Genomic DNA, 25,622 nt, shown 5'->3' with positions numbered 1-25,622 from the left:
CCGGGATCGAGCGGCACAGCGGCCGCTGCGGGCTCGTGACGGGGTTTCCGCGGCCTCATCCGGAGAAGCTCGGCATGCGGACGCGCGGCGACCCCGCACCGCGGGCCCGAACCCCGTGCCTCCGGGGCACCGCCGCGCGCAGCGGTTCGCCCGTGCGGCGGCTGGCCCGCCGCACCGCCGGGCTCGCGGCGCGCGCCGCGCGGTGGGACTGGAGCCCTCGGGGGGATTCACCCGCGGGCCCGCGCGGACTCACGCGCGGGCCTCGGGGAAGTAGTCCGCGGCAACGAGCCGCGCAGCCGGACCGTGCCCGTTGTTCGGATGCCCACCCCGGCGGAACATCAAGCTCCACACGCTTCCCTTGGCGCTGCTGACGCCGTCGTCCAGCTGCACGCCCCCGGCCCGCGCCAACCGCGCCACGAGGTCCGGGACGACCCCGCCCTGGCTGCACACCACGACAGCGCCGGTCTCGGCCGCCAGCCGCGCCAGACGGCCGGCGGCCGCCTCCGGATCGGAGGCGTAGCCCTCCTCCGACAGCAGCGGTTCGTCGACGACGTCGGCGCCCAACCGTTCGGCCAGCGGTTCCACCGTCTGCGTGCACCGCACGCGCGGGGCCGAGTGCACGCGCGTCGGGCCGTACAGCGACAGCAGCTCGGTCAGCGCATCGCGCTGCTCCCGGCCCGCCCCGGAGAGCGGCCGCAGGGCGTCGTCGCCGGTCCACTGCGCCCGGTCGCCCGCGTCGGCGTGGCGCACCAGCAGCACCATCACCGCATCCGTCGGGAGGCGTTCGAAGGCCGCCACCACCGGAACGTCGACGGGGTAGCTCAGCTGTTCCCGCGCCCGCTCCGGTGACATCCACCGGAGTTCGTCCACCTCCTCGTTGGCGGTGAACGCGCCGGGCAGTGCTTCCGCGGCGAAGTAATCGACCGTTTTGCCGCCGCGTTTGACCGTGTAGGCGATCTGCGTCAGAAAGCGGGAGAGGACGCAGCGAAAACCGGTCTCCTCGAGCACTTCGCGCACAGCGGCCGCCGGTGCGATCTCACCGGGGTCGATCTTGCCCTTCGGCAGGGTCCAGTCGCCGTAGCGGGGCCGGTGCACCACGGCGATCTCCCGGCCCTGCGCACCCCACCGCCACAGCACGGCCCCCGCGGCGCGCGTCACCACCGCGGGCGGACGCTGGTCGCTCTCCTCGGCGGGCCGGTCCTCCGTCCTGTCCATGCTCCACGACACCTCGTGCTTCACGACACCTTCGCACCGTGCGTTCGCAGCATCTCCAACTGGTGGTCGCGCACGCGCTCCACGCCGCGCGGAGACGCCTCCCAATCGCCCTTCGCGTTGAGCACCCAGCAGCGCGTGGCCGGGTGCAGGGCGGAATCCAGGATCGAGTCCAGCTGAGCGGTCAGCCGCGGATCGGTCACCCGCACCTGCGTCTCGATGCGCCGGTCCAGGTTGCGGTGCATCATGTCCGCGCTGCCGATCCAGTGCTCCTCGCAACCCTCGAAGTGGAAGATCCGCGAGTGCTCCAGGAACCGCCCCAGGATGGAGCGTACTTCGATGTTCTCGCTCAGTCCGGCGACCCCCGGCCGCAGCGCGCAGATCCCGCGCACGACGACGCGGATCGGCACGCCCGCCCGCGAGGCGTGGTACAGCGCATCGATGATCTGCTCGTCCACGAGCGAGTTGACCTTCATGCGGATGCCGCTGCCCAGTCCCTGCCGGGCGCGTTCGGCTTCCGCCTCCACGCGTTCCACGATGCCGCCGCGGATCCCCTGCGGTGACACGAGGATCTTGCGGTAGGTGTCGTGCTTGGCGTAGCCGGTGAGCACGTTGAACAGGTCGGTGAGGTCCGCGCCGACCTCGGGCGAGGCGGTCAGCAGCCCCAGGTCCTCGTACAGCCGCGCGGTCTTCGGGTTGTAGTTGCCGGTGCCGAGGTGGCAGTAGCGGCGGATCGTCGAGCCCTCCTGCCGGACCACCAGGGCGGTCTTGCAGTGCGTCTTCAACCCGACGAGGCCGTAGACCACGTGCACGCCCGCGCGTTCCAGCGTGCGGGCCCACTGGATGTTGGCCTGCTCGTCGAACCGCGCCTTCAGCTCCACCAGGGCGACGACCTGCTTGCCCGCCTCGGCCGCGTCGATGAGCGCGTCGACGATGGGCGAGTCCCCGGACGTGCGGTACAGCGTCTGCTTGATCGCCAGCACGTTCGGGTCCGCGGCGGCCTGCTCGATGAAGCGCTGCACCGTGGTGGAGAACGCGTCGTACGGGTGGTGCAGCAGCACGTCGTCCTCGCGCAGCGTGGCGAAGATGCTCTTGGACGTCCCCTCGGCGAACGCGGGGTGCGTCGCGGGCACGAACGTCTGGTACTTCAGTTCGGGGCGCTGCAGCCGGTGCAGCTGGAACAGGCACGACAGGTCCAGCAGCCCGCGCCCCTCGACCACGTCGTGCCGGTCCACCTCGAGCTCGCGCAGCAGCAGCTCGAGCATGTTCTCGCTCATGGTGTCGGTGACTTCCAGCCGCACCGGTGGGCCGAACCGGCGTCGTGCGAGTTCCCGCTCCATGGCCTGCAGCAGGTCCTCGTCGCGGTCCTCCTCCACCTCGAGGTCGGCGTTGCGGGTCACGCGGAAGATGTGGTGCTCGGCGACCTCCATGCCGGGGAAGAGCTTGCCCAGGTGCGCGGCGATGAGCTCCTCCAGCGGCAGGAACGTGGCGCGCTCGCCGTTGCGCTCGGACTCCACGCGGACGAGGCGGGCGACGTTGTCCGGCACCTTCACGCGGGCGAACCGGCGCACGCCGGCCTCCGGGTCGGCCACGTTCACCGCGAAGTTCAGCGACAACCCGGAGATGTACGGGAACGGGTGCGCCGGGTCCACCGCGAGCGGCGTGAGCACGGGGAAGATGTGCTCCTCGAAGTAGGCCGACATGTGCTCCCGGTCCTCGGCGTCGAGCTCCTCCCAGCTGATGACGGTGATGCCGTGGCTGCGCAGCTCCGGCAGCAGCTCCTCGGTGAACACCCGGGACACCCGCCGCATCAGGTCCTGGTTGCGCGCCGCGATCCGCTCCAGCTGCTCGTGCGGTGTGAGCCCGTCGGCACTGCGCACGGCCAAGCCGGCTTCCTCGCGGCGCTTCAGGCCGGCCACCCGCACCATGTAGAACTCGTCCAGGTTGGAGGCGAAGATCGCGAGGAACTTCACGCGCTCCAGCAGCGGCTGCGAGGGGTCCTCGGCGTGCGAGAGCACCCGCGCGTTGAAGTCGAGCGAGGACAGCTCGCGGTTGAGGTACCGGTCGTCGGGCAGGTCGGTGCTGGCGGCGGCCCGCGTCGCGGCGGGCGGCGCCGACGGCACGCGCGCGTCCCCGTCGGATTCCGGCGGCGCGCCGTCGGCGAGGGACGGTCCCGCGGGCACGCCGGGCTCGAGCGTCCGCGGCGCGGCGTCCGCGCCCCGGGGCCCTTCCGGCGAGTCGACCGCCGAGGTGCGCGCCGGTTCGTTCGTCCGGTCCGTGCTGTCCGAGTTCACCTGGTCATTGTCGCTCATGCGGCGGGGGTTCCTCGACGGTTGAACGGGTTCGAAACGCAGCGGTCACTCCGCGGCCCCGGGCCGGCCGCGGAGTGTTCGGCCGCGCTTGGCGATTGTCCGCGACCAGCGGGTTCCCGGCGAACCCGGTGCGCTGCGGCGCGCTCAGCCGAGCGGGTCCGGCGCGGTGCTGCCCGGGGCCGCTGCACCGCCCGGTGCCGCGCCGCCCTGATTCGCGCCGCCCTGCGGCGCGCCCTCCTGCGCCGTTCCCCCGGGGGCGGTTCCCCGCGGGCTCGCGTGCGAGGCCAGCGCCCGCCGCGTGCGCGTTCCGAGGCCGAGGCGCGCGGCGTGCTCGAGGTCCGCGGCCGTGTCCACGTCGCACCGCAGCGAGGGCCACGGGCCGGTGAGGGCCGGCGCGCCGGAGCGCGCGTGCGCCGCGGCCGAGGACGCGCCGAAGCGCGGTTCCAGCGGTTCGTCGCGGCCCGCCACCAGCAGGGTCGTGCCGGTTCCGTGCCGGTCCGGGCAGAACGCCCGTCCGCCGCCGGAGGCGCGCAGCGCCGCGTCGAGCTCCTCCGGCCGCAGCGCGGGAAGGTCGGCCTGCAGCGCGCCCACGCGGCGCGCGCCCCGCCGCACCGCGAGCTGCGCACCGTGCCGCAGGGCCGCGTTCAGGCCCGCGTCCGGGGCGTCCGCGCACGTTTCCACCCCGTGCTCGCGAAACAGCGCCCGCAGGGCCGGATCCGAGGTAACGACCGTCACATCCGCCACACCGCTCGCGGCGCGCGCGGCGAGCACCGTGTCCAACACCACCGCCGCGACCAGGGCGGTGTGCGCCGTCCGCCGCCCGGCACCCGCGTCCGCGGCGCCGTGCAACCGTGTTTTCGCCAGGTCGAGCGGTTTGACCGGGACCACCAGATGAGCGCGGTGCTCGTCGACCGCGGAGCGCGTGCTCGCCGGGGGAACGGTCACCGAGCCCTCCCGGTTCCTCTGGCGTGCGGGGAGTGGTCGCCTGCTGGGTGGTCGCCGCGGGCGCACCGGGCGCGCGGCACCCCCATTGTGCCGCCTCGACCGGAACCGGGAGGGTGCACCTCGGACGGCGGCGGGTAGGTTGACGTGGACCCGAAGCGGCCCGAGGCGGGCGAGGTGTGCGAAGGAGCTGTCGTGGCGGAACCGAGGAGGAGTCTCCGGCGTGAACGTCGCCGCACCCGCGAGGCGGCGCGGGGCGTCGGCAAGCTGTGGATCGGCCTGGCTCGCGCGGTGTTCTACTCGCTGACCGCCGCGCTGTCGCGCACCCGCGCGTGGGGGATGCGCAACGTCCCCGAGCGGGGTCCAGCGCTGCTGGTGCTCAACCACGTCTCGCACCTCGACCCGATCTACGACGCGGTGACCGTGCACCGCACCGGGCGCATCCCCCGATTCCTCGCCAAGGCCGACCTGTGGCGGGTGAAGGTGGTGGGGTCGCTGCTCACCGGTGCGGAGCAGATCCCGGTCCCGCGCGGCACGACCGACGTGGAGAAGAGCCTGCAGGCCGCGCACGAGGCGCTGCGCGAGGGCAAGATCGTGCTCATCTACCCCGACGGCACCATCACCAAGGACCCGGACGGGTGGCCGATGCGGCCGAAGAGCGGGCTGGCGCGGCTGGCGCTGCACCACGACGTGCCGGTGATCCCGGTCGCCCGGTGGGGCACGCGGGACATCTACGACCACTACGCCAAGCGCTTCCGCCCGTTCCCGCGCAAGCGGGTCACCTACCACTTCGGCGAACCGGTGGACCTGTCCGCCCACCGGGAGGGCACGCCGGACGCGCACGCGATCCAGGAGGTGACCCTGCTCGTGATGGGGCGGGTCCGCGCGCTGCTGGGCGGGCTGCGCGGCGAGCAGCCGCCCGAGGAGTACTACTCGCCGCGGCGCGGGGGGTCGCGCGGCCGCTCGGGTGGTGCGGAGCGGAAGCGGGGCGATGACGGTGCGGCCTGAGCGGACTCCGCACATCGCCGTGCTCGGCGCGGGCTCCTGGGGCACCGCCTTCGCGAAGGTCCTCGCCGACGCGGGCAACGACGTGCTGCTGTGGGCGCGCCGCACCGAGATCGTCCGGGACGTCAACGACGAGCACCGGAACGCGGCGTACCTGCCGGAGATCGCGCTGCCGGAGCGGCTGCGCGCCACCACCGACGCCGCCGCGGCCCTGCACGGCGCCGAGGCCGTGGTGCTGGCCGTGCCGAGCCAGAGCCTGCGGGAGAACCTCGCCGGGTGGCAGCCGCTGCTGCCCGCCGGGGCCACCCTCGTCAGCCTCGCCAAGGGCGTGGAGCTGAGCACGCACAAGAGGATGAGCGAGGTCATCGCCGAGGTGGCCGATGTGCCCAGCTCGCGCGTGGCCGTGGTCTCCGGGCCCAACCTGGCGCGGGAGATCGCCGAGGAGCAGCCCACCGCCACGGTCGTGGCCTGCGCCGAGCACGAGCGCGCGGTGCGGCTGCAGCGCGCGTGCTCGACCGGGTACTTCCGCCCGTACACCGACACCGACCTGGTGGGCATCGAAATCGCCGGCGCGTGCAAGAACGTCATCGCGCTGGCGTGCGGCATCGCGGCCGGCCTCGGCTGCGGGCAGAACACCACGGCCTCGCTCATCACCCGCGGGCTCGCCGAAACCGCGCGGCTCGGCGAGGCGCTGGGGGCGGACCCGCTGACGTTCTCCGGGCTGGCCGGGCTGGGCGACCTCGTGGCCACGTGCGCGTCCCCGCTGTCGCGGAACCGCACGTTCGGCGAGCGCCTGGGGCGCGGTGAGAGCCTCGCCGCCGCGCAGGAGGCCGCCCACGGGCAGGTCGCCGAGGGCGTGAAGTCCTGCACCTCGATCCGCGCGCTCGCCGAGCGGCACGGCGTCGACATGCCCATCGCCGACGTGGTGCACCGCGTCTGCCACGAAGGCCTCGCCCCGGGGCCGGCGGCGGCGGAGCTGCTCGGCCGCGAGCGCAAACCGGAGAAACCGCGCACGACGTCCGAGCACGGCGGAACAGGAGCGCCGCGATGAGCCCGATCCGACCGGAGGAATTCGGCGACGGCACGCGCTGCGTGCACGGTGGACACCCCGTCCCGGAGCCCGGGGCGCCGCTGCACCCCGGCCCCGTGTTCGCCGCGCCGTACCACCTCGGCGAGCCCGGTGGGGGAGAGGACTTCTACGGCCGCGCGGGCAATCCCGCGTGGCGCGCGCTGGAGGCCGCGCTCGGCGACCTCGACGGCGGGCGCTGCGTCCTGCTGCCCTCGGGGATGGCGGCGGTGAGCACGCTGTTGCGCAGCGTCCTGGAACCGGGCGACGCCCTGGTGCTGCCCGATGACGGCTACTACGCCACGCGTGACTTCGTGCGCAGCGAGCTCGCCTCGCTGCGGCTCGAGGTGCGGGAGGTGCCGACACCGGGACCGTGGAGCCCGGACGTCCTCGCCGGGGCGAAGCTGGTCCTGCTGGAGACCCCGTCCAACCCCGGCGGGGACGTCTGCGACATCGCCGCGGTGGCCGCGGCCGCGCACGCGGCCGGCGCGCTGGTCGCGGTGGACAACACGACCGCGACCCCGCTGGGGCAGCGCCCGCTGGAGCTGGGCGCGGACGTGACCCTGGCCAGCGACACGAAGGCCCTCGCCGGGCACAGCGACGTGCTGCTCGGGCACGTGTCCGCGCGGGACGAGGAGCTGGCCCAGCGCCTGGAGCGCGCCCGCGCGTTGTCCGGGGCGATCCCCGGGCCGTTCGAGACGTGGCTGGTGCACCGCAGCGCGAGCACCCTCGATCTGCGGCTGGCGCGCCAGGCGGAGAACGCGGCGGCTCTGGTGGACGCGCTCGCGGAGCACCCCGCGGTGTCGGACGTGCGCTGGCCGGGGTCGCCGGCGGACCCGGCGCACGAGGTGGCCGCGCGCCAGATGCGGCGCTGGGGCGGGGTGTTCCGCTTCCGGCTGGCCGACGCCGCTGCCGTCGACCGGCTCGTGGAGCGCAGCGACCTGCTCGTCGCGGCGACCAGTTTCGGCGGTGTGCACAGCACGGTGGATCGGCGGGCCCGCTGGGGCGATCCGGTGCCGGAGGGCTTCGTCCGCTTCTCCGCCGGCTGCGAGGACCCGGCCGACCTCGTCGCGGACGTGCTCGCGGCGCTCGGGTGACGCGCGGCACGCCCGGGGTGCTGGGCGCACGCCGGTGATGCTGGGTACACGGGAGTGTGACCGGCGCATCTCCCGCTTGACGGGGCGGTCCGGGACTGGTTTGGTGCGTGGCGTGTTGCAGCGTGCGTGGACAGTCCGACGCCTCGATCTGGGCGTGCGCCGGGGTACCGGCCTGCGCGCCCACATCGATCTGCGCCGTGTCGCCAGCGCGCTGTGTCCGTGTCTTTCGCGCTGATCGGTTCCGCACCTGGCCGCTGCGCGTGCGCACCGCCGCCGCGCGCCCCTGCTCGCGAAGGATGCCCCTCCCGTGTTCGCCGTTCCGGAAAACACCGTGACTCTGCCTGCCGAGGCCTCCCCCGCCGATCCGGTGAGGCCCACCGCCTTCCGCCCGTCCACCGCGCACCCGGTGCGCCTGGCGCGGGAACTGGCCGCCGACCGCGCGCGCTGGGCCCACCTGCTGCGCTACGACCCGGACGAGCGCTGGGCGAAGCGCTTCCTCGTCACCGAGGACCACGAGGTCTGGCTGCTGAGCTGGCTGCCGGGCCAGGGCGCCGAACCGCACCACCACGGCGGCGCCACCGGCGCGTTCACCGTCGTCAACGGCACGATCACGGAAAACGTGCTGCGGGCCGGTTCCGAAGCGGTGCACGTGCTCGGTCCGGGCCAGTCCCGCGTGTTCGGCCCGGACTACGTGCACCAGATGCGCAACGAGGGCGCGGACCCGGCCGTGACGATCCACGTCTACAGCCCGGAACGCCGCATGGGGCGGTAGGCCCGCCGTGACTCGGACAGGACCGCACCGCCGGTGCAGCGCGGAGTCATCGCGGTGCAGCGCCGGGTCGCCGCGGTGGGGGGCGGGGAACCGGTGAACGCCTCCGCCGTGGAACCGGCGATCGCGCTGTCCCGGGACAGCGCGATCCCGCTGCCCGCGCAGATCGCCGACGCGCTGCGGCAGGCGGCCGCCGACGGCCGCCTGCGGGGCGGGGACCGGTTGCCCTCGACGCGCGTGCTCGCCCGGCAGCTGGGGGTCAGCCGCACGGTCACCGCCGCGGCCTACGAGCAGCTCCACGCCGAGGGGTGGATCAGCGGTGTGCGCGGCTCCGGCACCTACGTCACCACGACCCCGCCCGCCGCGGCGTCCCGGCTCGCCGCGGCACCCGCGGCGCCGCGGGGACCGGGGCCGGAGCAGGAAACGCCGCTCGTGCCGGGCGCGCCGTGGGCCGAAGGCGTGGACACCGCAGCCTGGCGCCGGGCGTGGCGGGCCGCCGCGGACCACCCGCCGGACTGGCGCACCAGCCGGGCGGGTCTGCCGGAGTACCGCGCGGCCGTGCTCGAACACCTGCTGCGGCACCGGGGACTGGCGGTGACCGCCTCCGCCGACCCGGTCGGCAACGTGCTGGCGACCGGTGGCACGACCGCCGCGGTCTCCGAGCTCGCCGCGGTCGCGCTGCGGCCGGGCGACGTGGTCGCCGTCGAGGAGCCCGGCTACCAGCGCGCGGTGGCGGCCTTCCGCGACGCGGGCGTGCACGTCGTCCCCGCGCCGGTCGACCGCGCCGGGGTCCTCGTCGAGGGAGTCCCGTCCGGGGTGCGGGCGGTGTACTGCTCGCCCGCGCACCAGTACCCGCTCGGGGGGCGGCTGCCCGCGGAGCGGCGGATCGCGCTGGTGGAGCGGGCCCGCACCGAGGGGTGGTTGGTCGTCGAGGACGACTACGACGGCGAGCTGCGCTACGACGTGTCGCCGCTGCCGGTGCTCGCCTCGCTGGCACCGGACGTCGTCGTGCACCTCGGCACCACGAGCAAGCTGCTCAGCCCCACGCTGGGGGTGGGGTGGATGGTCGCCCCCGCCGCGGTGCTCGCGGCGGTGCTGGACCACCGGGAGCGCACCGGCACCGGCCCCGCGCCGGCGGGGCAGCGGCTGCTGGTCGAGTTCGCCCGCACCGGGGACCTGGCGCGGCACCTGCGACGGCTGCGCCGGGAGCTCTCGCGCAGGCGTGCCGAGGTGGTGCGCGCTCTCGAGGAGTCCGGGGTCCCGGTGTTCGGCGACCAGGCGGGGGCGCACGTCGTGGTCCCGCTGCCCAGCGCCGAGGCGGAGCGCGACGTCCTGGCCAGGGCGCGGGAGGAGGGGCTCGTGCTCGACGGCCTGGCGCGGCACCACCAGGGCGAGCAGGTGTGGTGCGGCATCGCGCTCGGGTTCGCCGCGTGCCCGCGCGAGGAGCTGCACAGCGCGCTGTCGCGGCTGGTCCGGTTGTGCGGCGGGACGGCGGGAGCAGCGGGTTGAGGGGCCGCGCAGCGGGTGCACGTCCCGCCCGCGCGGCCTGCCGGGGCGCGGTATCGTCCGGTGCATGGCACAGCGCAAGACCCGGGTGGCGGTCGTTTTCGGTGGACGCAGCAGCGAGCACGGCATTTCCTGCCTGTCGGCCGGAAGCGTGCTGGCGCACCTGGACCGGGAACGCTTCGAGGTCGTCCCCGTGGGGATCACCGCGGAGGGCGGCTGGGTCCTCGGCACCGACGATCCCGCGCAACTGGCCCTGCACGGCCGGCAGGAGCCCAGCGTGGCCGAGGACACCGCGCTCGTGCTGCCCGCGGACCCGACGCGGCGCGAGCTCGTGCACCTCGACTCCGACCGCGCCGGGAGGCCGCTGTCCGATGTGGACGTGGTGCTGCCCGTGCTGCACGGCGCCTTCGGCGAGGACGGCACCATCCAGGGGTTGCTGGAGATGGCCGCGTTGCCCTACGTGGGCGCGGGCGTGCTCGCCAGCGCCGTGTCGATGGACAAGGAGTACACCAAGAAGCTCCTCGCCGCGGAGGGGCTCCCGGTCGGCGAGTACGCCGTCGTGCGCCGCGGGGCGCGCACGCTCGACGACGAGCAGCGGGCGCGCCTGTCGCCGCCGCTGTTCGTCAAACCCGCGCGGGCCGGTTCTTCGGTCGGCATCACCAAGGTCGCCGACTGGGGCGGGTTGGACGACGCCATCGCCGAGGCCCGCAGGCACGACCCCAAGGTGATCGTCGAGTCCGCCTGCAGCGGGCGCGAGGTCGAGTGCGGTGTGCTGGAGTTCCCCGACGGCCGGGTGGAGGCCTCGATGCCCGCGGAGCTGCGCGTGACAGGCGAGGCCGACTGGTACGACTACGAGTCGAAGTACCTCGACGACGTCACCGAGTTCGACATCCCCGCGAAGCTCCCGGACGAGGTGGCCGAGGGCGTGCGCGACGCGGCCGTGCGCGCCTTCCGCGCGCTCGAGGGCCAGGGCCTGGCCCGGGTGGACTTCTTCGTCGCCGAGGACGGCGCGCTCGTGCTCAACGAGGTCAACACCATGCCCGGGTTCACTTCGATCTCGCTGTACCCGCGGATGTGGGAGCACATGGGCGTGGACTACGGCGCGCTGCTGACCACCCTCGTGGACACCGCGCTGGCGCGCGGCACCGGCCTGCGGTGATCCCGCGACCCGGTGGGGATTCCGCTGGTCGGTTGACGCGGGGAGTCCGCGGATCGGCTGGTGCAGCGGCTCGGGCGGGGGAACCTCCGGCGAGGCCTCGCTGCGGGATCCCCACCGGGTCGCCACCTGCTCCCCGCTGCCCCGGCCCTCCGCCCCGGACAGCGGACATCGGGCGCCCTCCTACTCCCAGCTGCCTCCGGCCGCCGCTCGGGCGCGGCCCGGCGGTTCCGGCGGCGGGTGCTTGACCACGAGCGCGAGCAGCAGCACGGCCAGCGGCAGTGCGCACATGGCCAGCAGTGCGGGCCGGTAGGACTCGGCCGCCGAGCGGCCGAGGGCCAGCAGCAGCGGCCCGAGCGAGGAGGCCCCCACGGTCACCGAGTGCACCGTGCCGCGGAGCGCCCCCAGGTGCCGCAGGCCGAAGCAGCGGGGGAAGGCCACGGCTTCGAGCGTGCGGACGCCGTTGATGCAGATGCCGAGCGCGCAGCCGTAGGCGAACGCGCTCCACCCGGGCTGCACCCAGCCGGCGCCGGCGGTCGCACCGGCGAGTACGGCCATGACGCCGATGATGAGCGCCCGATCGCCGATGTGGTCGGCGAGCCAGCCGAGCGCGAAGCTCGCGCCGAGCCCGGCCAGGGTCTGCGGGACGAACGTGGCGGCGGCCTCGGCCGGGCTGAGCCCGCGTTCGCCGAGCACGGACACGAGGTGGAACGTCAGGCCGGTGGATACCAGGCTGCACGTTCCGACGCCGCTGGCGACCAGCCAGAACATGCCGGTGCGCACGGCTTCCGCGGGGGTCCAGTCCACCGCGGGCAGGTTGCGGCGGCCGCGGCCGGAACCGCCGTCCCCGGACTCCTCCGCTCCGCGCGGCGCCCGAGGCGGTTTCCGGGGCAGCACGAACGCCGCTGCGGGCACGACGAGCAGGAGGACGGCCACGCCTTCCCAACCCCACACCGCGCGCCAGCCCAGCTCGGCGATCAACCGCTCCAGCAGCACCGGTGCCAGCGAGATCCCCGCGGTGCCCAGTGCCGAGGTCACGCCCATCGCGAAACCCCGGTGGCGGTGGACGTAGACGGCGACGGTCGTGGTGGCCACGAGGTTCAGCGCGCCCTGGCCGCCGACGCGGATGCCGATGAAGGCGGCCGTGAGCCCGACGACCTCGGTCACCGCGGTGGCCGCCAGCAGGACGCCGCCGAAGCACAGGCCGATCGCGAGCATGACGCGCCGCGGCCCGTACCTGTCGATGAGCCTGCCGAGCAGCGGCAGCACCAGCGCCCCGGAGAGCGAACCGACGAGGTAGGCCGTGGAGACCGCCGCGCGCGGCAGTTCCAGCGAGCGGATCAGCGGGTCGATGAACACCGAGATCGCGGCGGTCTGCCCCGGGGCGGTGAGGGCGAGGGCGATCGACGCCGCGGTGATCACCCGCACCCGGTCGCCGCGCCCGGTCCCCGGATCCGCGGTCGGCTGCGTCGGTGCTCTCGTCTCGGAAGCGGTGTGCACGCGGCTCCTTCTCCGTCCTCGCGTGTGCTGTCACTGCGGCCGGCGTACCGTGCTACGCCTCCGCGGGTGCGGCGGACACCGCGCGGTGACGCATCCCACGACAGAACGTTCGTGTTTCACACGAACGTTCGCAGCGCAGTGCTCCGCGTTGCGGTGGTTCTGCGGGGAACTCCGCGCCGAGCGGTTCCGCGCCGGACGAGCGCGAGCTCGGGCGTGCGCGGAACGCGGCCGCTCCGGCCCGCTGCCCGGAAGCGCAGCGGTGCTCCGCCCGGAACCCTATCGCGACGTCAGGGTTGCCCGCGGCGCGCGGTCAGCGGCCGCGTCGCCGCCCCGGTGCGGTCGGTAGCCTCGGTGCGACGAGCGGACGCGGGCGAGCGGAGCACGACGTCACAGCGGTGCGGGGCGCCGCAGCGGGACGAGGAAGGACGCGGTGTGGCCGACGAGCGGATGCAGATCGGCGAGGTGGCGGAACGCACGCAGCTGTCCCTGCGCACGATCCGCTACTACGAAGAGGTCGGCCTGGTCGTGCCCAGCGCGCGCAGCCAGGGCGGGTTCCGCCTGTACACCGAGCCCGACGTGCAGCGGCTGCTGCTGATCAAGCGGATGAAACCGCTGGGCTTCCAGCTGGGCGAGATGCGCGAGCTGCTCGCCATCCTCGACCCCGCGCCGGGCGGTCCCGAACTCGACGACCCCGCCGAGCGGCTCGCCGAGTTCGCCGGGAACGCGGACGAGTCCTGCGCGGACCTGCGCGAACAGCTCCGCGACGGCGAGGAGTTCGCCGCTCTGCTCAAGGCGTACGTGGAGATCGCGCGGCGCGGCACGTGGCCCGCGCACATCCACCGCGACTGAGGGGGTCCGCGGACTGGTCGGCGCAGGTGCCGCACCTCCCGGGCCGCTGTGACGCGGCTCGCGACGTGATCCGGCGCTCATCGGGCGGGTGGGGGAGTGCGCCGCCCCGCGAGCGTTGTCTAACGTCAGGGAAGAGTTGCGGCCGTTGCGGCCTCGCGCCGCTCGGTCTCTGGGGTCACCGACGCCCCCGGCCTTCGACCGCGAAACCGAGGAGCGTCCATGCGTACCGAGCAGGGTGTGATCCGGCCGATCTGAGCCGTCACCCGTGACCGCCCGGGTGGACGGGAGTCCCGTCCCCGTCACGTCTGCCTTCTCCCCGCGCGCCGCCGCGGTGGGCACATCGCGCCGTGAGAACGGCGCCCGAGCACGTCAGGTTGAGTTGTGTCGAACACTGTGTCTTTGTCCCGTCTGCGCGGGGTGCGCCCCGCGTGGTTGTCCCCGAAAGTCGCCCGCACCGAGATCCTCGCGGGGCTGGTCGTCGCGCTGGCGCTGATCCCCGAGGCGATCTCGTTCTCGATCATCGCCGGTGTCGACCCGAGCGTGGGGCTGTTCGCCTCCTTCGTGATGGCGGTGGTGATCTCCGTCGTGGGCGGGCGCAGCGCGATGATCTCCGCCGCCACCGGCGCGGTCGCGCTCGTGCTGGCCCCGCTCGTGCACGAGCACGGGCTCGGCCACCTGCTCGCCGCGGTGGTCCTCGGCGGGGTGTTCCAGGTGCTCCTGGGGTCGATCGGGGTGGCGCGGCTGATGCGGTTCATCCCGCGCAGCGTCATGGTCGGCTTCGTCAACGCGCTGGCCATCATGATCTTCATGGCCCAGGTGCCGGAGCTCGTCGACGTTCCCTGGCAGGTGTACCCGCTGTTCACCGCCGGGCTCGCGCTCATGGTGCTGCTCCCGCGGCTGACCAAGGCCGTCCCGGCGCCGCTGGTGTCCATCGTGGGCCTGACCGCGTTCACCGTCGCCGCCGGCATCGCGGTCCCCGCGGTCGGCGACAAGGGCGAGCTCCCGAACTCCCTCCCGGTGCCCGGGATCCCCGAGGTTCCGTTCACTGTGGACACCCTGACGACCGTCGCTCCCTACGCGCTGGCGTTCGCGCTCGTGGGGCTCATGGAGTCGTTGATGACCGCCAAGCTCGTCGACGACCTCACCGACACGCACTCGAACAAGACCCGCGAGTCCATCGGCCAGGGCGTGGCGAACATCCTCACCGGCGTCTTCGGCGGCATGGGCGGCTGCGCGATGATCGGCCAGACCATGATCAACGTGAAGAGCGGGGCCCGCACGCGGCTCTCCACGTTCCTGGCCGGGATCTTCCTGCTGATCCTGTGCCTGGCGCTCGGACCGGTCGTCTCGCAGATCCCGATGGCCGCGCTGGTGGCCGTGATGGTGCTCGTGGCCTTCGGCACCTTCGACTGGCACAGCATCCACCCGCGGACGCTGCGCCGGATGCCGCTCGGCGAGACCACCGTCATGGTGGCGACCGTGGTCGTCGTCGTCGCCACCCACAACCTCGCCATCGGCGTGGTCGTCGGCAGCATCACGGCCATGGTCCTCTTCGCCCGCCGCGTCGCCCACCTCGTCGAGGTCACCGCGAGCGAGGATCCCGAGGGCGGCCAGATCGTCTACGCGGTCACCGGCGAGCTGTTCTTCGCCTCCAGCAACGACCTCGTCTACCAGTTCGACTACGCCGGCGATCCGCAGCACGTGGTCATCGACATGACCGACGCGCACATCTGGGACGCCTCCACGGTCGCCTCCCTGGACGCGGTGACCACGAAGTACGAGGCGCACGGCAAGACCGTGGAGATCGTCGGGCTCAACGAGCGCAGCGAGGCCATGCACACCAAGCTCACCGGCGAGCTCGCCGGCAGCCACTAGCAGGAGGGTCGGGCATCGCGCCCCACGAGCGCGGTGCCCGGCTCGGTCGGCCGCTTCCGGGACGGCGGCGATCCCCGTCGCCGGTGACCGGCGACCGGGGGCCAACCCCCAGCAGCGCGGGCGTGCTGGACCGGGCGTCCAGCCACTCGTCGATCGACGAGGAGATCCACCGCACCAGGGTCGCGAGGTCCTCGTGGATCTCGGCCGGGCGGCGCCGCGTCTTCGTCCCCGGCACGCGCACCCCGGCGCACCGTTCCGCGCCCCCGCCGACGGCAGCACGTCGGTGCAGCAGTGCTGGCGCGGAACCTCCGCGGACCGGTGCTGGAGCGGACGGCGCGGGAGCGGACCGGCGCGGGGTGGGAGGGGCCTCGGCCCGCGGGTGCTACTTGAAGACCTCGCCCTCCGGCAGGCTCGAGCCGAGGACGTTCGCGAGGTCCTGCAGCGGAGCGCTGCCCGAACCGGCGGGCAGGGTCAGCGCCACGTAGACCGACCGGTCCACGGCGAGCCACGTGGTGTCCCCGGCCTGGTTGATCTCCAGCCAGCGCACCCCGTTGACCTCGACCAGCGGCGAGGTCGGCCGCAGCTCAGCGGGAGCGGGAACCCCGCAGCGCAGGGTGATCGGGTCGTGGTCCGCATCGCCCCAGGCCACGGCGCCGTCCGGGGCGGGTTGGGCGATCGCGCGCCGCGGCACCTGCTGACCGCCGATCTCGAGCGACTCCGGCAGCGCCTCCACCACCCGGGCGCACTCGGGGCCGCCGGCAGCGGGCGCGGGCACGGGCGGCATCGCCAGCGGGCCGGAGCGCCGCGCCTGCTCGGCCCGCTCGACGGCCTGCTGGCGCTGGTGCTCGGTGTACCGGGAGTAGGCGCCCAGCCCCGCCACGACCAGGGCCAGCACCGCGCTCAGCGCGATCGCCGCGATCAAGGCAGGTTTGGGGATTCCGGACACCGTCTGCTTGCGCACGCACCCACTACAGCATCGCAGGCCGGCCACCGCGCACACCCCCCGGACGGATGCGCGGTGGGCAAAACCCCAGCAGCCGGCCGCCGGGCTCAGAGGTGGACGATCGGGCAGGTGAGCGTGCGCGTGATGCCGCTGACGTTCTGGATGCGCGCGACCACCATCTTGCCCAGCTGGTCGACGTTCTCGGACTCGGCGCGCACGATGACGTCGTACGGACCGGTGACGTCCTCGGCGGTGAGGACGCCGGGCATGCCGGCGATCTCCGAGGCGACGTCGGCGGCCCTGCCGACCTCGGTCTGGATGAGGATGTACGCCTGTACCACGGTGTGCCCTTTCCGCTCGTCCCTGCACTCGGGTAGGAAACTGGCAGCGTAGTACCCCACTGCCCCGAGCCGATACTCGAGGAAGGACGGTTTCCGTTGGGGCCCGATGCGACGGAGAACACGCGCACGATCGCTGAGCTCGGTGAGTTCGACCTGATCTCCCGGGTGGCGGCGGGGCGCTCCCAGTCGGAGGCGACCCTGCTGGGACCCGGCGACGACGCGGCCGTGCTCGCGGCCCCCGGCGGCAGCGTCGTCGCCGGCACCGACGTCCTCGTCGACGGCGTGCACTTCCGGCTCGACTGGTCCACGCCGCACCAGGTCGGCCGCAAGGCCGCGGCGGTCAACCTCTCCGACATCGCCGCGATGGGGGCCGAGCCGACCGGACTGCTCGTCGGCCTCGCCTGCCCCGCGGGCACGCCGCTCGACCTGGTCGACGGCCTCTCCGCCGGGCTGGCGGAGGAAGGCGGGAAGGTCGGCGTCGGCGTGATCGGCGGGGACATGGTCTCCTCCAGCGTGCTCACCCTCTCCGTCACGGCCCTCGGCGACCTGCGCGGGCGGGAACCCGTCACCCGCGCCGGTGCGCGCCCGGGCGACGTGCTCGCCGTCGCCGGGCGGCTCGGCTGGTCCGCGGCCGGGTACGCGGTGCTCGCGCGCGGGTTCCGCTCGCCGCTGGCCGTCGTCGGCGCCCACCGCGTCCCCGAACCGCCCTACGACGCCGGTCCGCAGGCCGCAGCAGCCGGCGCCACGTCCATGGTGGACATCTCCGACGGACTGCTGGCCGACCTCGGCCACGTGGCAGCGGCGTCCGATGTGGCCATCGACGTGCGGTCCGAACTGCTCGACGTGCCGCACCGGTTGAGCGAGGTCGCCTCGGCGCTCGGCGCCGACGCGCGGACCTGGGTGCTCACCGGAGGGGAGGACCAGGCGCTCGCCGCCACGTTCCCCGCCGGGTCGGCGGTGCCCGGAGGGTGGCGCGTGCTCGGCGAGGTCGCCGAAGGCAGCGGGGTCACCGTCGACGGGGCGGAGTTCGACGCGGAATCCGGTTGGCAGCACTGGCGTTAGGGAGTCCGGTCACGCCCAGCGCGAGGGCTCGCCGGGGTGCCCGGCGCTCCCCGGCCACCCACCCGCGACGGCCCGTCCGCGGACTCCCTAAGCTGGCGAGCATGGCAGCACGTCCTCTGCACGAACAGATCGAGGCCGGGTGGGCCGAGGCGCTCGAGCCCGTGGCCGACCGCATCGCCGAGATGGGCGCGTTCCTGCGCGACGAGGTCGCCGCGGGGCGGACGTACCTGCCCGCCCCGGAGAACGTGCTCCGCGCCTTCCAGCAGCCGTTCCACGACGTGCGGGTGCTCATCGTCGGCCAGGACCCGTATCCCACGCCGGGGCACGCGGTGGGGTTGAGCTTCTCCGTGGCGCCGGACGTGCGCCCGCCGAAGAGCTTGGTCAACATCTTCCGCGAGTACGTCTCCGACCTGGGGCACCCGATGCCGTCGAGCGGCGATCTCACGCCGTGGGCGGAGCGCGGCGTGCTGCTGCTCAACCGGGCGCTGACCGTCGAACCGCACAAGCCCGGCTCGCACCGCGGACGCGGGTGGGAGGAAGTGACCGCCCAGGCCATCCGCGCGCTCGCCGGGCGCTCCGAACCGCTCGTCGCCGTGCTGTGGGGCCGGCACGCGCGCGAACTGCGCTCGCTCATGCCCGGCGTGGCCTGCGTCGAGTCCCCGCACCCGAGCCCCATGTCGGCCGACCGCGGATTCTTCGGCTCGCGCCCGTTCAGCAAGGCCAACGAGCTGCTCGAGCAGCAGGGCGGCCGCCCCGTCGACTGGAAGCTCCCGTAGCCCCGGCGCGGGGGAGCCGAGCCCGCCGTTCAGGAGCTCGCCGCACGGCCCGGAGCGCAGCACCGCGCCCCGGTGCGCTGGGACGAACCGGGCGCTCGTCACCCGGTCCAGTGACTAGCGGGGCTGCGTCCGGCCAGTGCTGGAGGGAGGCTCCGTCTCGGACGTACATTGGAACAGACGGGGCCATCCGTAGCGTCAGTGCTGGTCACTGCGGGGAGAGGGCTCGTTATGGCAGCCGGGAGGACGCCCTTCGGCCTGCGGTTCCTGTTCCGCGGGGGGCGAGACCGCGCGAATCCGCTGTGGCGCGGCACGGACTGGTTCGAGCCGCTCGCGGTGGCGCTCCTGGTCGCGTTCCTCATCGGCGGCTTCGTCACCGCGATGTTCGTCGGTCAGCTGGAACTGGCCCGGGGGGTCGACCAGGCCCGGGCCGAGCAGAGCGCGAAGAACGAGGTCGCGGCGACGGTCGTCGCCCGCGCGCCGCAGGAGCGGGGCGTGGAGAGCGTGGCCGTACGGCTCGGCCGGGGCGACGACGCGCGGTTCGCCATCGTCGACGTGCCCCGCAACGTCGCATCGCGGCCCGAGGTGCCCGTCTGGGTCGACAGGTCCGGCGACATCACCAGCCCGCCCATGACCGAGGGCGATGCCGTCCAGGCAGCCGGGGTGACCGGCGCGTTCGTGGCCGTCGGCTTCGCGGTCACCGGTGCCCTCGGCTACGGCGCGGCGCGCTGGTACATCACGCGGCGGCGCCTGCACGCCTGGGAAGAGGAGTGGGAGAAGGTGGAACCGCGCTGGCGGGGTCAACCCAACTGACGCCCCGCGGACGCGAAAAACCCCGGGTCGGTCCGACCGGCCCGGGGTTTTTCGCACGAGATGCGGTTTCAGCCGCGCACGACCTTGCCCGCCTTCAGGCAGGAGGTGCACACGTTCATCCGCTTGCGCTGCGAGAGACCGATCTTGGCGTGCACGGTCTGAATGTTCGGGTTCCACCGGCGCCTCGTCTTCCGGTGGGAGTGCGAGACCCAGTTGCCGAAGCCAGGTCCTTTGCCGCAGACGTCGCAGACGGCAGCCACGTCAGACACCCCTTCTTCGCGTTGACGGTTACAGCGATGAGAGCCACGCAAGCGACTCCCACTTGCGTGTGGTCTGTCACCCAGGGGTGACTGCGCTTGCTGTGTACCGCCGTTGGCGGCTAGGCGCCCCGAGTCCGGTTCCCACGGGAACGCGGTCGCCCTGGGTTTCGCCGCCCGGGACCGGATCAGTGTAGCTCACCGGGGTCCTCCCCCCGCGCGGCGGGTCCGTTGTCCCGGCGCACCGTGCTGTCCCGCGCAGCGTACCGCCCGCCCCGCCGCGGTGTGCAGCGGAGCGGTGCCACGTGCGAGCTGAGTCACTCGGTGCCGGCCTCCGACTGCTGAACGCCTGGCGCGGCCCGGCGGGCTACTAGGCTGCGGGGCGCACGACACGGACGAGGAGGGGCCGGTGCTGCGGACGCTGGACGTCTCCGCTGCTCGTCGCTGGATGGCGCGGACGGTGGGGCATCTCACCGACGAGCGTGCCGCCATCGACCGGATCAACGTCTACCCGGTCGCCGACGGGGACACCGGGACGAACCTGCTGCACACGGCTCGCGCCGGCTGGCGCGCCATGGCCCCGGTGGGGGCTGCTGACCTCGGGGCCGCCCTGGAGGCGGCGGCGAAGGGCGCGGTCGCGGGCGCGCGCGGAAACTCCGGCGTGCTGCTGGCCCAGGCGCTGCGCGGTTTCGCCGCGGCCTTCGGCGGGTGCGCCACCGGGGACGGGGCGGCGCTCGCCGCCGCGCTGCGGCAGGCGGAGCGGGCGGCCGCCGCGGCCGTCGCGGAACCCGCGCAGGGCACGTTCCTGTCGGTGACCCGGGCCGCGGCCGAGGCCGCCGACCGCGGCGGTGAACTGGGCGGCGGCGAGCTGGCCGAGGTGGTGCGGGCGGCCACGGTGGCCGCGGTCGACGCGCTCGCCGCCACACCCGGCCAGCTGTCCGCGCTGCGGGAGTCGGGCGTGGTCGACGCCGGCGGGCGGGGTTTCGTGGTCCTGCTGGACGCGCTGCACGAAACCGTCTGCGACGGGCGGCGTCTCGCCGCCGAACCGCCCGGCGGTCCCGCTGCCGCGGAGGACGCGACCGAGGCGGGCGGGGCGGCGCCCGCCGGCGGTTTCGAGTACGAGGTGATGTACCTGCTGTCCGGGACCACCCCGGAGCGCGCCGAGCAGCTGCGGCAGCGCCTGGCCGAGCTCGGCGACTGCATCTCGGTGGCCGGGGACGGCGCGGAGTCCTGGGCGGTGCACGTGCACTGCGACGACATCGGCGCGGCGATCGAGTGCGGCATCGAGTCCGGCCGGGTGCACCGCATCTCCGTGACGCGGTTCGCCGACGCGACCCCGGCCGAACCCCCCGCCGGCGTGCGCAGCGCCGTCCTCGCCGGTGCGCCGAGCCCCTCGGTGGCCGAGCTGTTCACCGCCGAGGGCGTGCACGCGGTGCTCCTCGACGCCTCCGCGGGTGCCGCGCGCCTGGGCGCAGCCGTCCGGGAGACCGCGGCGACCCACGTGGTGCTGCTGCCGAACGACGCGGAGGTCGCCGCTGCGGCGGAGGCCGCGGCGCGCCAGGCCGAGCGCGAGGGGCAGGAGGTCGTGGTCGTGCCCACCGTCTCGCCGGTGCAGGGCTTGGCGGCGGTGGCCGTGCACGATCCGCACCGGCGGCGCTCGGACGATCACGTCGCCATGGCCGAGGCCGCCGCGGCGACCCGCCGCGGGGAGCTGCGCGTGGCCGACACCGAGGCGTTGACCTGGGTGGGCCGGTGCCGGCCCGGGGACGTGCTCGGCCTGGTGGACGGCGAGGTCGTGCTCATCGCCGCCGACCGGCTCAGCGGTGCGCGGGAGCTCGTCGACCGCGTGCTGGACACCGGCGGGGAACTGCTCAGCGCGCTCGTCGCCGACCCGGAGCTGGCGGAGGAGCTGGGCGGCCACCTGCGCCGGAGGCACCCCGAGGTCGAGTTCACCGCCCACAGCGCACCGGACCTGGACGCGGTGCTCCTGCTCGGCATCGAGTGAGGGCGCAGCTGGAGCTGGGGTGGCGCCGCTGTGCGACAACGCCACGGCGTCCGGGCCAACCCCGCACGAGCGGATCAGCCGCCCGCCGCTGCCCGGGTCCACGGTCGGTGTCCCAGCTCGGGACGGTGCCGAGGTGTGCAGCTGGAAGGCGCGAAATCCCGCACCTCCATGGCCTCTCTTGGCCCGAGAAGCAAGCGTTGCCGCTTATCGCAACCATGTGCAGCTACGCCAGAACGGGTGGACTTCCAGTCGTGGGACGAGGCGAACCTGAGCTGCGGTAGTTTGCCGTGGGCACGGACGGCCTTCAGGTACCAAGCTCGTCGCGCTTGAGCGCCGTGAGAAACCTCGTCCAGGTGCGCCGCTCGAACATGAACGCGGCGCCTTCGGGGTCCTTGGAGTCCCGGACAGCCGTAGCCTCCGGGAGACTCGCGACTTCAACACAGTTGTTGTTGCCGGTAGAGCGGCTGGACTTCCGCCACGCGACCGGGCCGAGGTCCGGGGCTCGCATGAGTACCCCTCCTAGGTCAGTTCGTCGATCCGCCGTTCGAGCATCTTCGTTGACTCATGGTCACTCAATGCCGCGACACGGAGCTTATCGAACACGTGTTGATATGCGGCGGTGTGGCTGGGGCGATCGAGGTAGTCAGCGTCCGTCAGCCCTTCAAGGTACGCGAACGTCGCCATCGGATCCGCAAGATGGAGCAACGTAAACCCCGTGCCCAGAGCGACGTGCTCGCCTGACGAAAAGGGCAGAACCTGGATGGTCACGTTGCGCTTCGCGGTGAGCTCGACCAGGTGTTGCAACTGGTCACGCAAGACGTGCTGTCCGCCCACCAAGCGGTACAGGATGGCTTCGCCGAAGACTGCCCACAGGTTCGGAGCGTCGTCGATGTTGAGCCGATCCCCTCGCTGCACGCGTTCACGGGCACGCTCGTCGATCTCGTCAGCAGTGTTCTCCAGCGAGTTCGACAATACGGCACGCGCGTAGGCCTCAGTCTGCAACATGCCAGGCAGGAGCTCACCGTCGTAGACCTTGATCTCTGCTGCTGCGGCTTCGAGCGCGGCGTACGTCTGGCCCCAGTCAGGTACACGCGAAGGGCGGTCTCGTTTGCGGGCCTCGGTGCCGAGACGGCGGACCTTCTCAGCCTCAGGAGTTTCGGCCTGGTAAAGCTCAATGAGCCGGTCTATCTCTGCCGCGCTGATGGTGACGCCGCCCTTCTCAAGCTTGGTCACCTTGGCTTGGTACCAGCCGAGCTTCGGAGCGATGTCTTTCGGCTTCAGCTGACTACGCTCCCGGAGCAGGCGAAGGATGATCCCAAGCTGGACCCTGCGGACAGCCGGGTTCAGGGTGTCTGAGTTGACCATGTAGGTCATCTTCCACGGCCCGTCGCGGGCTTGTCACGGCCGTCTCTACTCCATTCAGGTGGCTTCTAGTTAGGAATTACTGACTCGGACTTTCTGATTGTGCTACTACTCTGAGGAAGATCGAAAAGGGGCCTTGGCGGAATGACTGGGTCTGTGAATCGGGTTGGAGGCTGTGTGCAGCGGTTTCGGTATCGCCCCGGTGTTGTGGGCGAGTTGCAGCGGGTGGTGCACGTGCGCGCTGGTGGGCGTGCGGACGGTGCGTTGCGATCGCTGTGCGGCCGGGGGTTTCTGGCTGCGGAGGTGGAGGGCGTCGACGCGGTGGCGGGGATGCCGTGCATGTCCTGCGTGGCCTTGGCGGCTCAGTTGAGCGGGTCCGGTGCGGCCGAGTCCGCCGTGCGCACGCCGCCTGGTCTCGGTGGCGAACTGGAGGGCGGTGGCCCTGGTGCCTGAGCGGGTGGAGTTGCCGGGAACGGAGGTGTTGTTCGTGTACCGCTGCGTGATGGCCGGCTGCGGGCATCAGGACCGGTATCACGACGCCGTGGCGTGGCACGAGTACTTCTGCCACGGGATCGCGGTGGAGCGGGCGCTGCCGCGCGAGGTGCGGCGCTAGCGGTGCTTCCCTGGGTGCTGGGGTAGTCGCGCGGCCGGATTCACCGGCGTGCGGCGTTGTTTCGCGAGTGCGTGGATTCCGCGCTGCAGCGCGCTCGGATTCTTCCCGGGACGAGGACTTGCGCAAACAAGGGATTTCGCGGACAGGGAGGAGTGTGTCCGGTGGTGCTCTCGGTGGTGTTGCTGGCTGTGGCGGTGCCGCTGTTGATGTGGCTGGCCTGGGGCTCGTATGACGATCACCGGCAGGAGTGGGGTGGTTCGGGAAAAGGCTGAACCCGCCCCGTCCGCCGGTGGAGCCCGTGCCGGACATGGGGGAAGCCTCGCCGCCGCTGCCGGTGGCCGGTGATCGGGTATGGGTGGCGAGCAAGCGGGAGTCGGTGTTCCACCTCGCAATACCGGATGAGCGTGCGTCGGTGCACTCATCACCGGGTGCGTGCGGGCACCAGGTGCGGGCGGTCGCCTATCGGAAGACGGCGCCGGTGCCGGAGGCCGCGGGCGGCTACCGGGTGTGCCCGAACTGCGTGATCGCAGCCGAGGCGGACGTCGAGCCGGTGGCACAGCCGCGGGTGCGGGTGGGCCACTGGTTGTCGCAGCGGGGGACGTGGGCCGGGGCGGAGGAGCCGACGGCGTTCCTACCCGGGTTGCGGCGAAGCCTGGACGCGTTGCAACGGCGGGAGACAGCGCACCGCTACCCAGCGCACCACCACGTGGTGCCAGAGTCCCGGAGCGCGTATCGAGGTGGTGCGGGCACCGCGCAACGCGGATCCTGCACGTTCAACATCCCGGATTGATCGAGTTGTGCGAGGACGCCGTGGGGACACCGGTACCGGCCATTCCGGAGGAGCTGCGCGCGGACGTCGAGCGCCTGTGGCGCTATCACGACCTCGGGCACGAGCCGCGGCCGTGCGACGCGGGGATCGGCCTGGGCAGCCACGACCCCGGGGTCGCCGATCACACCGCCGAGCTGTACGCCGCCGGGATGTTCCCGCTGATCGTGTTCACCGGTGCCAACGCACCGACCACGGTGGCGCGGTTCCCGCGCGGCGAGGCGGTGCACTACCGGGAACGCGCCCTCACCCGCGGGGTGCCCGACTCGGCCGTGCTCGTCGAACCCGCTGCGACGAACACCGGGGAGAACATCGCGTTCACCCGCGACCTGCTCGCCGCGCGGGGCCACCAGGTCGCTTCGGTGCTGCTGGTCTGCCGCCCGTACCAGCAGCGCCGCGCCTTCGCCACGGCCCGCGAGGTCTGGCCCGAGGTGGAAGTCGTGTGCAGCTCGCAGCGGCTCGCGCTGGACGACTACGTCCGCTCGGTCGGCGACGCCGAGCGGGTCGTGTCCATGCTCGTCGGCGACACCCAGCGGATCACCCGCTACGCCGAGCTCGGGTTCGCCGCGCCGCAGGAGGTTCCCGCCGAGGTCGACCGGTCGTACCGGCGCCTGGTCGAGGCGGGCTACACCGCACGGTTGCTCCCGTGAGAGGACCGGAAACCGCAGGGCCCCGTGGCCCGCGGCGGGGTCGTTGCGCTGCCCGCCGCACACTGCTCGACGAACGGGCCTACGCCCAGCCCTGCAGCACCGAGACCAACGGCGCGCAGCCTTGCCCGCCTGGCTGCACGGCTACAACCACCACCACCGCCACCACACCAGCACCGGCGGCCCACCCATCAGCCGCGTACCCGACCTCACGGGGCAGTGCAGCTAGTGGTCCACCTCGACCGAGGTGCGGGGCTTCCCCTCCTGGCACTGCACGGAGACGTCCACGTCCCGCTCGTCGGACTCGAAGGTGATCTCCGCCTCGTCGGCCGGGCCGTCCTGGACGTCGTCGGCCTGGAACCCCTGCGCCGGGCTCCAGGACAGCAGCGAGGCCTGCCCGGCCTCGTCGCAGCCGGCCACCACGGTCCCGCCCGGGGTGCGTTCGACGTGGCGCTCCTGCGGCCGACCGCTCGGCCCCTCGGGCGCGGGGTCCGCCGGCGCGGGCGGCGCGGGGCGGGCCAGCTCCGCTTCGACCTCGCTCGGATCGGTCATCGGCGGTCCCGGGGCGAGGATGCCGCGCCCGAGGGCGGAGACGGCGACGAGGCCGACCGCGACCGCGACAGCGGCGGCGGCCAACCAACCCACCACCGCCAGGGCGGTGCGCGCGACGCGGGTGGGGCGAACCATGGTG

24 protein-coding genes are annotated in these 25,622 nt (G+C 73.5%); 14 read left to right on the top strand and 10 right to left on the bottom strand.

All coding sequences use genetic code 11. From position 1 onward, the window contains the following. Positions 1-249: 249 nt before the first annotated feature. The 3 genes from ACYVJE_RS08660 to cofC all read right to left on the bottom strand — a co-directional run bounded on the left by ACYVJE_RS08660 (position 250) and on the right by cofC (position 4,469). Positions 250-1,215, bottom strand: a complete 966-nt coding sequence (locus ACYVJE_RS08660; protein ID WP_461144066.1) for an NUDIX hydrolase — start codon at positions 1,213-1,215, stop codon at positions 250-252. A 20-nt stretch (positions 1,216-1,235) separates the two neighbouring features. Continuing rightward, positions 1,236-3,524 carry an RNA degradosome polyphosphate kinase gene (locus ACYVJE_RS08655; protein WP_461144065.1) on the bottom strand — a complete coding sequence of 763 codons (2,289 nt, stop codon included), beginning with the start codon at positions 3,522-3,524 and terminating at the stop codon, positions 1,236-1,238. Positions 3,525-3,668: 144 nt separating this feature from the next. Continuing rightward, a complete protein-coding gene (cofC, locus tag ACYVJE_RS08650) occupies positions 3,669-4,469 on the bottom strand; it encodes a 2-phospho-L-lactate guanylyltransferase (RefSeq protein ID WP_461144064.1) in 801 nt (266 codons plus the stop codon). A gap of 192 nt (positions 4,470-4,661) precedes the next feature. On the opposite strand from cofC, the gene ACYVJE_RS08645 reads away from it, so the two are divergent. The 6 genes from ACYVJE_RS08645 to ACYVJE_RS08620 all read left to right on the top strand — a co-directional run bounded on the left by ACYVJE_RS08645 (position 4,662) and on the right by ACYVJE_RS08620 (position 11,068). Further along, positions 4,662-5,474: a lysophospholipid acyltransferase family protein gene (locus tag ACYVJE_RS08645; RefSeq protein WP_461144063.1), complete on the top strand. Its 813-nt coding sequence runs from the start codon at positions 4,662-4,664 to the stop codon at positions 5,472-5,474. Further along, on the top strand, positions 5,458-6,522 hold the full coding sequence (locus ACYVJE_RS08640; RefSeq protein WP_461144062.1) for an NAD(P)H-dependent glycerol-3-phosphate dehydrogenase: 1,065 nt from the start codon (positions 5,458-5,460) through the stop codon (positions 6,520-6,522). Before ACYVJE_RS08645 ends, ACYVJE_RS08640 begins: the two co-directional genes overlap by 17 nt. Continuing rightward, positions 6,519-7,634 (top strand): cystathionine gamma-lyase, encoded by a 1,116-nt coding sequence (locus ACYVJE_RS08635; RefSeq protein WP_461144061.1) that lies wholly within the window; start codon positions 6,519-6,521, stop codon positions 7,632-7,634. The genes ACYVJE_RS08640 and ACYVJE_RS08635 overlap by 4 nt, the downstream gene beginning before the upstream one ends. Positions 7,635-7,941: 307 nt before the next feature. Beyond that, positions 7,942-8,406: a cysteine dioxygenase gene (locus ACYVJE_RS08630; protein ID WP_459156946.1), complete on the top strand. Its 465-nt coding sequence runs from the start codon at positions 7,942-7,944 to the stop codon at positions 8,404-8,406. A 93-nt stretch (positions 8,407-8,499) separates the two neighbouring features. Next, positions 8,500-9,912 carry a MocR-like pyridoxine biosynthesis transcription factor PdxR gene (gene pdxR / locus ACYVJE_RS08625; RefSeq protein ID WP_459160056.1) on the top strand — a complete coding sequence of 471 codons (1,413 nt, stop codon included), beginning with the start codon at positions 8,500-8,502 and terminating at the stop codon, positions 9,910-9,912. Between the two features lie 64 nt (positions 9,913-9,976). After that, the gene (locus tag ACYVJE_RS08620) at positions 9,977-11,068 is read left to right on the top strand and encodes a D-alanine--D-alanine ligase family protein (protein ID WP_461144060.1); all 1,092 of its coding nucleotides are present in this window, start codon (positions 9,977-9,979) and stop codon (positions 11,066-11,068) included. Between the two features lie 180 nt (positions 11,069-11,248). On the opposite strand, the gene ACYVJE_RS08615 is transcribed toward ACYVJE_RS08620, so the two are convergent. Continuing rightward, complete coding sequence (locus ACYVJE_RS08615; protein ID WP_461144059.1) at positions 11,249-12,565, bottom strand: MFS transporter; 1,317 nt, start codon at positions 12,563-12,565, stop codon at positions 11,249-11,251. Between the two features lie 447 nt (positions 12,566-13,012). On the opposite strand from ACYVJE_RS08615, the gene ACYVJE_RS08610 reads away from it, so the two are divergent. Beyond that, positions 13,013-13,414, top strand: a complete 402-nt coding sequence (locus ACYVJE_RS08610; protein WP_461144214.1) for a MerR family transcriptional regulator — start codon at positions 13,013-13,015, stop codon at positions 13,412-13,414. 399 nt (positions 13,415-13,813) lie between these two features. Beyond that, the gene (locus ACYVJE_RS08605) at positions 13,814-15,289 is read left to right on the top strand and encodes a SulP family inorganic anion transporter (protein ID WP_461144058.1); all 1,476 of its coding nucleotides are present in this window, start codon (positions 13,814-13,816) and stop codon (positions 15,287-15,289) included. A 382-nt stretch (positions 15,290-15,671) separates the two neighbouring features. On the opposite strand, the gene ACYVJE_RS08600 is transcribed toward ACYVJE_RS08605, so the two are convergent. Together ACYVJE_RS08600 and ACYVJE_RS08595 are read right to left on the bottom strand one after the other, a co-directional pair. Then, positions 15,672-16,250, bottom strand: a complete 579-nt coding sequence (locus ACYVJE_RS08600) for a DUF3515 domain-containing protein (RefSeq protein ID WP_461144057.1) — start codon at positions 16,248-16,250, stop codon at positions 15,672-15,674. An 89-nt stretch (positions 16,251-16,339) separates the two neighbouring features. After that, complete coding sequence (locus ACYVJE_RS08595) at positions 16,340-16,573, bottom strand: Lrp/AsnC ligand binding domain-containing protein (RefSeq protein ID WP_459156939.1); 234 nt, start codon at positions 16,571-16,573, stop codon at positions 16,340-16,342. Positions 16,574-16,669: 96 nt separating this feature from the next. Between ACYVJE_RS08595 and ACYVJE_RS08590 the strand changes: the two genes are divergently transcribed. The 3 genes from ACYVJE_RS08590 (at position 16,670) to ACYVJE_RS08580 (ending at position 19,221) form a co-directional block, all read left to right on the top strand. Continuing rightward, positions 16,670-17,635, top strand: coding sequence for a thiamine-phosphate kinase (locus ACYVJE_RS08590; RefSeq protein ID WP_461144056.1), 966 nt, complete (start codon positions 16,670-16,672; stop codon positions 17,633-17,635). Positions 17,636-17,736: 101 nt separating this feature from the next. Then, the gene (locus ACYVJE_RS08585; RefSeq protein WP_461144055.1) at positions 17,737-18,411 is read left to right on the top strand and encodes a uracil-DNA glycosylase; all 675 of its coding nucleotides are present in this window, start codon (positions 17,737-17,739) and stop codon (positions 18,409-18,411) included. 228 nt (positions 18,412-18,639) lie between these two features. Then, positions 18,640-19,221, top strand: coding sequence for an Rv1733c family protein (locus ACYVJE_RS08580; RefSeq protein ID WP_459156936.1), 582 nt, complete (start codon positions 18,640-18,642; stop codon positions 19,219-19,221). Positions 19,222-19,289: 68 nt separating this feature from the next. Here ACYVJE_RS08580 and rpmB read toward each other — a convergent pair whose 3' ends face one another. Further along, positions 19,290-19,481, bottom strand: coding sequence for a 50S ribosomal protein L28 (gene rpmB, locus ACYVJE_RS08575; protein WP_459160054.1), 192 nt, complete (start codon positions 19,479-19,481; stop codon positions 19,290-19,292). Positions 19,482-19,887: 406 nt separating this feature from the next. Between rpmB and ACYVJE_RS08570 the strand changes: the two genes are divergently transcribed. Beyond that, positions 19,888-21,483 (top strand): DAK2 domain-containing protein, encoded by a 1,596-nt coding sequence (locus ACYVJE_RS08570; protein ID WP_461144054.1) that lies wholly within the window; start codon positions 19,888-19,890, stop codon positions 21,481-21,483. Positions 21,484-21,787: 304 nt separating this feature from the next. Here ACYVJE_RS08570 and ACYVJE_RS08565 read toward each other — a convergent pair whose 3' ends face one another. After that, positions 21,788-21,991 (bottom strand): DUF397 domain-containing protein, encoded by a 204-nt coding sequence (locus ACYVJE_RS08565; RefSeq protein WP_461144053.1) that lies wholly within the window; start codon positions 21,989-21,991, stop codon positions 21,788-21,790. 11 nt (positions 21,992-22,002) lie between these two features. Then, positions 22,003-22,857, bottom strand: a complete 855-nt coding sequence (locus tag ACYVJE_RS08560; protein ID WP_461144052.1) for a helix-turn-helix domain-containing protein — start codon at positions 22,855-22,857, stop codon at positions 22,003-22,005. Between the two features lie 424 nt (positions 22,858-23,281). Between ACYVJE_RS08560 and ACYVJE_RS08555 the strand changes: the two genes are divergently transcribed. Both ACYVJE_RS08555 and ACYVJE_RS08550 read left to right on the top strand, forming a co-directional pair. Next, the gene (locus tag ACYVJE_RS08555) at positions 23,282-23,458 is read left to right on the top strand and encodes a hypothetical protein (RefSeq protein WP_461144051.1); all 177 of its coding nucleotides are present in this window, start codon (positions 23,282-23,284) and stop codon (positions 23,456-23,458) included. 786 nt (positions 23,459-24,244) lie between these two features. Further along, a complete protein-coding gene (locus ACYVJE_RS08550; protein ID WP_461144050.1) occupies positions 24,245-24,934 on the top strand; it encodes a YdcF family protein in 690 nt (229 codons plus the stop codon). A 222-nt stretch (positions 24,935-25,156) separates the two neighbouring features. Here ACYVJE_RS08550 and ACYVJE_RS08545 read toward each other — a convergent pair whose 3' ends face one another. Beyond that, positions 25,157-25,618 (bottom strand): hypothetical protein, encoded by a 462-nt coding sequence (locus ACYVJE_RS08545; RefSeq protein ID WP_461144049.1) that lies wholly within the window; start codon positions 25,616-25,618, stop codon positions 25,157-25,159. Positions 25,619-25,622: the final 4 nt, after the last annotated feature.

Source organism: Salinifilum aidingensis (assembly GCF_054782015.1).
The sequence above is the reverse complement of the archived record's forward strand: the minus strand, read 5'-3'. Positions and strand labels throughout refer to the sequence as shown.

Coding starts and splice junctions, on each gene's coding strand:
- ACYVJE_RS08660 (WP_461144066.1), bottom strand. CDS start 1,215: ATGGACAGGACGGAGGACCGGCCCGCCGAGGAGAGCGACCAGCGTCCG.
- ACYVJE_RS08655 (WP_461144065.1), bottom strand. CDS start 3,524: ATGAGCGACAATGACCAGGTGAACTCGGACAGCACGGACCGGACGAAC.
- ACYVJE_RS08640 (WP_461144062.1), top strand. CDS start 5,458: ATGACGGTGCGGCCTGAGCGGACTCCGCACATCGCCGTGCTCGGCGCG.
- ACYVJE_RS08635 (WP_461144061.1), top strand. CDS start 6,519: ATGAGCCCGATCCGACCGGAGGAATTCGGCGACGGCACGCGCTGCGTG.
- ACYVJE_RS08620 (WP_461144060.1), top strand. CDS start 9,977: ATGGCACAGCGCAAGACCCGGGTGGCGGTCGTTTTCGGTGGACGCAGC.
- ACYVJE_RS08610 (WP_461144214.1), top strand. CDS start 13,013: ATGCAGATCGGCGAGGTGGCGGAACGCACGCAGCTGTCCCTGCGCACG.
- ACYVJE_RS08585 (WP_461144055.1), top strand. CDS start 17,737: ATGGCAGCACGTCCTCTGCACGAACAGATCGAGGCCGGGTGGGCCGAG.
- ACYVJE_RS08580 (WP_459156936.1), top strand. CDS start 18,640: ATGGCAGCCGGGAGGACGCCCTTCGGCCTGCGGTTCCTGTTCCGCGGG.
- ACYVJE_RS08565 (WP_461144053.1), bottom strand. CDS start 21,991: ATGCGAGCCCCGGACCTCGGCCCGGTCGCGTGGCGGAAGTCCAGCCGC.
- ACYVJE_RS08560 (WP_461144052.1), bottom strand. CDS start 22,857: ATGACCTACATGGTCAACTCAGACACCCTGAACCCGGCTGTCCGCAGG.
- ACYVJE_RS08545 (WP_461144049.1), bottom strand. CDS start 25,618: ATGGTTCGCCCCACCCGCGTCGCGCGCACCGCCCTGGCGGTGGTGGGT.